The sequence below is a fragment of the Kineococcus lubricus genome (assembly GCF_050871965.1).
In the GTDB taxonomy this organism is placed as follows: domain Bacteria; phylum Actinomycetota; class Actinomycetes; order Actinomycetales; family Kineococcaceae; genus Kineococcus.
The window spans coordinates 1-4,482 of sequence record NZ_JBJLSK010000065.1 but is presented as its reverse complement, the minus strand read 5'-3'; the positions used below and the strand labels follow the sequence as shown (position 1 = coordinate 4,482).

The following is a 4,482-nucleotide window of genomic DNA, read 5'->3' as shown; positions in this document are numbered from 1 at the left end:
CCCCGCGCCCCGCGTGCCCCCCCCCCCCCCCCCCCCCCCCCCCCCCCCCCCCGCCCCCCCCCGCCCCGCCCCCCCCCCCCCCCCCCCCCCCCCCCCCCCCCCCCCGGGCCCGACGATCCGGATCCCGGGCGCTCAGGGGGGTCGGGGGGTCAGGAGGCGTCGGGGATCCCGCCGACCTCGGTGGCCGCGGCCACGTCCATCCAGCTGGTCTCCCAGATGTGGCCGTCGGGGTCGAGGAAGCTCGTCCCGTACATCCACCCGAAGTCCACCGCGGGCGCGTACTCGGCGCCGCCGTTGGCCAGGGCCTTCGCCTTGAGCGCGTCGCACTCCGCGCGGTCCGCGCACGACAGGGCGAGCATGAACTCGTTCGAGCCCTTCGGCGCCGGGTCGGTGTGCAGGAACTGCTTCCACTTCTCCGGCTCGTGCACGAGGACGATGATGTTCTCCTCCAGCACGACGCACGCGGTGGTCTCGTCCTCGAACTGCGGGTTCAGGGAGAACCCCAGGGCGGTGAAGAACGACTTGGTGACCTCCTTGTCGGCCACCGGCAGGTTGATGAAGGCCATGCGCATGATCGGCTCCTCGGGGTCCGGGCCGGTCATCCGGCCTCCTGCCCCCTCCGACCCGGCCGGGCCCGGGAAGTCATCGGTCAGAGGTTCGGGAACCACAGCCCGATCTCGCGCGCGGCCGACTCCGGCGAGTCCGACCCGTGGACGAGGTTCTGCTGGACCTTCAGGCCCCAGTCGCGGCCCAGGTCGCCGCGGATGGTGCCGGGCGCGGCCGTCGTCGGGTCGGTGGTGCCGGCCAGCGAGCGGAACCCCTCGATGACGCGGTGGCCCTCGACGACGGCGGCCAGCACCGGGCCGGACAGCATGAACTCCACCAGCGGCTCGTAGAACGGCTTGCCCTCGTGCTCGGCGTAGTGGCCGGCGAGGAGCTCGCGGGTCGCGGTGCGCAGTTCCACCGCGACGAGGGTGTAGCCCTTGGCCTCGATGCGCCGCAGCACCTCCCCTGAGAGGTTGCGCTTCACACCGTCGGGCTTCACGAGGACCAGGGTCCGCTGCGTCTCAGTCACACGGGCGACCCTAGCGGGACGGCTCCCGGTGCCGGGGTGTGCACTGGGGGCGTGCACCGCGAGCGCCCGTCCCGCGTCCGGGGCGCGGTCGTGTGGACGAGCACGCCGACCGGCCCCGGCTCGGGTCTCGTGCTGCCCGACGGGTGCATGGACCTGCTGTGGCGCAGCGACCGCGGGGAGGTCCTGGTGGCCGGGCCGGACACCGGGGCGCAGGCCGTGGAGGCGGCGCCGGGGGTGACGTGGACGGGGTTGCGGCTCGCGCCCGGGCACGCCCCGGCGGTGCTGGGGGTCCCGGCCGCCGAGCTGCGCGACACCCGCGTCGCCCTGACCGACCTGTGGGGTGCGGCGGCGGCGCGGCGGGTGGCCGAGCGGGTCGCGGCGGCGCCGGCGGCGGCGCTGGAGGCGCTGGCCGCGGGGGCGGCCCCGGACCCGGCGCTGACCCGCGCGGCCGGGCTGCTGGCCTCGGGGTGGGCGGTGGCCGAGGTCGCCGACGCCCTGGGCGTGGGGGTGCGGCGGCTGCACCGGCGCAGCCTGGACGCCTTCGGGTACTCCCCGCAGCTGCTGGGCCGGGTGCTGCGGTTCCGGCGGGCGGTCGCGGCGCTGCGGGCCGGGGCCCCGCCCGCGCGGGTGGCCGCGCAGGCGGGGTTCGCCGACCAGGCGCACCTGTCGCGGGAGGTGCGGGTCTTCGCGGGGACCACCCCGGGCGCGCTGCGTCAGCCGAGATCGGCGAACAGGTCGACCGACCCGCCGTCGGGGTCCAGCACGGTCGCGTAGCGCTGCCCCCAGGGGGCGTCGAACGGGGCGAGGTGGGCCCGCACGCCGTCGGCGGTGAGCTCGGCGAACAGGGCGTCGACGTCGGCGGGGCACGCGCAGCGGAACGCCAGGCCGATCCGGTTGCCGGCGCGCTCGCGCGCGTAGGACGGGTCGAAGCTCCTGATCGTCTCCTCGCTGTCCCACGCCAGGCGCAGCCCGCCGGGCAGCGTCGTCTCGACGTGCGGTGCGGTGTCGGCGTCGGCGGGGACGTCCAGGCCGAGGCGGCGGTAGAAGGCCAGCGAGGCCGCCACGTCGGCGACGACCATCCCGATGAGGTCCAGCTGCGGTGTGGGCACGGGCCCAGACTGCCCGCCGGGGCGTGCGCGGTCTTGAACGGATCGGACAGGATGGGCCGGTGCGTCACGACCGCGAGGACACCGCCGCCCAGGAGCACGCCCTCCGCGCGGCGCGGGAGGAGGCCGCGAGCGTGCTCGCGGAGCTGGCCGCCGAGGCGAAGGCGCTGTCGAAGGCGTACGCCGGGCGCAGCGCCCGCACCCCGGACGGGTCGGCGCTGGCGGGGCTGGTCGACGCGGCCCGCCGGGCCGAGGAGGCCGTCGACATGGCCGCGCACGACCTGGCGACGGCGCGCGGCGAGGACGCCTGACGTCCCGTGCCCGGGCCGTGACGGCCCGTGGGTGGCCCTGGTGGGGACAGGCGCTCGGCGTGCGGTGATCGCGCCGCGGGCGGACCATCGAGGACGGGCTCCGGCAGACCGGGGCACCACCGGATGTCTCGGGAGGCCCGCGGATGAGTCAGGACAGGTCGCACGACGTCGGAGCAGGGTCCGGCGCCGAGGACGAGAAGCGCACCACCACGAAGGTGGTGATGATCTCGGTGGTGGCCGCCATCGGCGGGTTCCTGTTCGGGTTCGACACCTCGGTGGTCAACGGGGCGGTCGACGCCATCACCGGCCAGTTCTCCCTCTCGGAGGGGTTGTCCGGTTTCGCCGTGTCCTGCGCCCTGCTGGGCGCGGCGGTCGGCGCCTGGTTCGCCGGGCGCATCGCGGACCGCTTCGGCCGCAAGGCCGTCATGATCGTCGGCGGTGTCCTGTTCGCGATCAGCGCCGTCGGGTCGGCCTTCGCGTTCGCCGTGTGGGACCTGATCCTGTGGCGCGTCGTCGGCGGGATCGGCGTGGGCGTCGCCTCCGTCATCGCGCCCACCTACATCGCCGAGGTCGCCCCGGCCCACGTCCGCGGCCGGCTCGCCTCGCTGCAGCAGCTGGCCATCACCGTCGGGATCTTCGCCGCGCTGCTGTCGGACGCGTTCATCGCCAACACCGCCGGCGGCGCCGCGAACACGACGTGGCTGGGCTGGGAGGCGTGGCGGTGGATGTTCGTCGTCGGGGTCGTCCCCTCGGTCGTGTGGGCGTTGCTGGCCCTGTCCGTGCCGGAGTCCCCGCGGTACCTCATCGCCAAGGGCGAGACCCAGCGCGCCGGCGAGGTGCTGCGCGAGGTCCTGGGGACCCGCAGCCTGGAAGCGGTGCAGCGCAAGGTCACCGACATCAAGAACTCGATGCGCCGTGAGCACGACCCGAGCCTGCGGGACCTGCGCGGGCCGCGGTTCGGCCTGCTGCCGATCGTGTGGGTGGGGATCCTGCTGTCGGTGCTGCAGCAGGGCGTCGGCATCAACGTGATCTTCTACTACTCCACCACCTTGTGGCAGGCCGTCGGCTTCCAGGAGTCCGACGCGTTCACGACGTCGGTCATCACCTCGGTGACGAACGTGGTCGTGACGTTCATCGCGATCGCGATGGTCGACAAGGTCGGCCGCAAACCCCTGCTGACCGTGGGGTCGGCCGGGATGTTCGTCTCGCTGCTGGTGATGGCCGTCGCGTTCTCGCAGGCCGGGGGCACGGCCGAGAGCCCCTCGCTGCCGGACCCGTGGGGCCCGATCGCGGTCGTCGCGGCGAACGTGTACGTCATCTCGTTCGGGGCGACGTGGGGCCCGGTCGTGTGGGTGCTGCTGGGTGAGATGTTCCCCGGGAAGATCCGCGCCGCCGGGCTGGCCGTGGCCGCCGCCGCGCAGTGGCTGGCGAACTTCGCGATCTCCACGAGCTTCCCGGCGCTGGCCTCGATCGGTCTGCAGTTCGCCTACGGCCTGTACGCCCTCATCGCGCTGCTGTCGTTCGTCTTCGTGCGCAAGGCCGTGCGGGAGACCAAGGGCCGCGAGCTGGAGGACATGGACCAGGTGCCCGCGGCCTGAGGCGCCCGTGGACGACCGCGCCCCCGGCCGGTGGCCGGGGGCGCGGTCGTCCGTGCGGGGGTCAGACGGTGACGACGTGGGCCCGGACGGTGCCGTCCTGGACCCAGCCCCTCGTCTCGGCGTGGGCGAGCATCCCCTCGAACTGCTCGTCCCAGGTGGCGTCCGCGCCCTCGGCGTGCGCGGTCTCGCGCAGCCAGCCGACGTCGACCCGCACGTGCGCGGCCTCGACGTCCTCGCCCTCGGCGTCGAGCCGGCCCACCGACCCCAGGACGGCGGACAGGTCCGCGACCGTGGTGGCCGCGGGCGCCGCGCCCTCGAAATCGGTGTAGTCGTCCCGGTCCCGCAGTTTCGCCCGGGGGGGCGGGGGGGGGGGGGCGGCCGTGGGGCCCGTG

The 4,482-nt window shown here is 75.1% G+C and carries 7 protein-coding genes; 3 read left to right on the top strand and 4 right to left on the bottom strand.

All coding sequences use genetic code 11. The features are described from left to right. Nucleotides 1-149: 149 nt before the first annotated feature. Together ACRYRX_RS22495 and ndk are read right to left on the bottom strand one after the other, a co-directional pair. The gene (locus tag ACRYRX_RS22495) at nt 150-602 is read right to left on the bottom strand and encodes a VOC family protein (protein WP_432515431.1); all 453 of its coding nucleotides are present in this window, start codon (nt 600-602) and stop codon (nt 150-152) included. A gap of 47 nt (nt 603-649) precedes the next feature. Then, complete coding sequence (gene ndk / locus ACRYRX_RS22490) at nt 650-1,075, bottom strand: nucleoside-diphosphate kinase (RefSeq protein WP_432515430.1); 426 nt, start codon at nt 1,073-1,075, stop codon at nt 650-652. 51 nt (nt 1,076-1,126) lie between these two features. Between ndk and ACRYRX_RS22485 the strand changes: the two genes are divergently transcribed. After that, nucleotides 1,127-1,849: a helix-turn-helix transcriptional regulator gene (locus ACRYRX_RS22485; RefSeq protein ID WP_432515429.1), complete on the top strand. Its 723-nt coding sequence runs from the start codon at nt 1,127-1,129 to the stop codon at nt 1,847-1,849. On the opposite strand, the gene ACRYRX_RS22480 is transcribed toward ACRYRX_RS22485, so the two are convergent. After that, a complete protein-coding gene (locus ACRYRX_RS22480) occupies nt 1,789-2,154 on the bottom strand; it encodes a VOC family protein (protein WP_432515432.1) in 366 nt (121 codons plus the stop codon). The two genes, ACRYRX_RS22485 and ACRYRX_RS22480, sit on opposite strands and share 61 nt — an antisense overlap. A gap of 89 nt (nt 2,155-2,243) precedes the next feature. Here ACRYRX_RS22480 and ACRYRX_RS22475 point away from each other — a divergent pair, with 89 nt between their 5' ends. Further along, nucleotides 2,244-2,492 carry a hypothetical protein gene (locus tag ACRYRX_RS22475; RefSeq protein WP_432515428.1) on the top strand — a complete coding sequence of 83 codons (249 nt, stop codon included), beginning with the start codon at nt 2,244-2,246 and terminating at the stop codon, nt 2,490-2,492. Nucleotides 2,493-2,635: 143 nt separating this feature from the next. Further along, a complete protein-coding gene (locus ACRYRX_RS22470; RefSeq protein ID WP_432515427.1) occupies nt 2,636-4,090 on the top strand; it encodes a sugar porter family MFS transporter in 1,455 nt (484 codons plus the stop codon). 61 nt (nt 4,091-4,151) lie between these two features. On the opposite strand, the gene ACRYRX_RS22465 is transcribed toward ACRYRX_RS22470, so the two are convergent. Beyond that, on the bottom strand, nt 4,152-4,482 hold a 331-nt coding region (locus tag ACRYRX_RS22465), incomplete at its 5' end, for a hypothetical protein (protein ID WP_432515426.1).

What these genes read in the sequence shown, in the direction of transcription:
- ACRYRX_RS22495 (WP_432515431.1), bottom strand. Translation starts at nt 602, where the DNA reads ATGACCGGCCCGGACCCCGAGGAGCCGATCATGCGCATGGCCTTCATC.
- ACRYRX_RS22480 (WP_432515432.1), bottom strand. Translation starts at nt 2,154, where the DNA reads ATGGTCGTCGCCGACGTGGCGGCCTCGCTGGCCTTCTACCGCCGCCTC.
- ACRYRX_RS22470 (WP_432515427.1), top strand. Translation starts at nt 2,636, where the DNA reads ATGAGTCAGGACAGGTCGCACGACGTCGGAGCAGGGTCCGGCGCCGAG.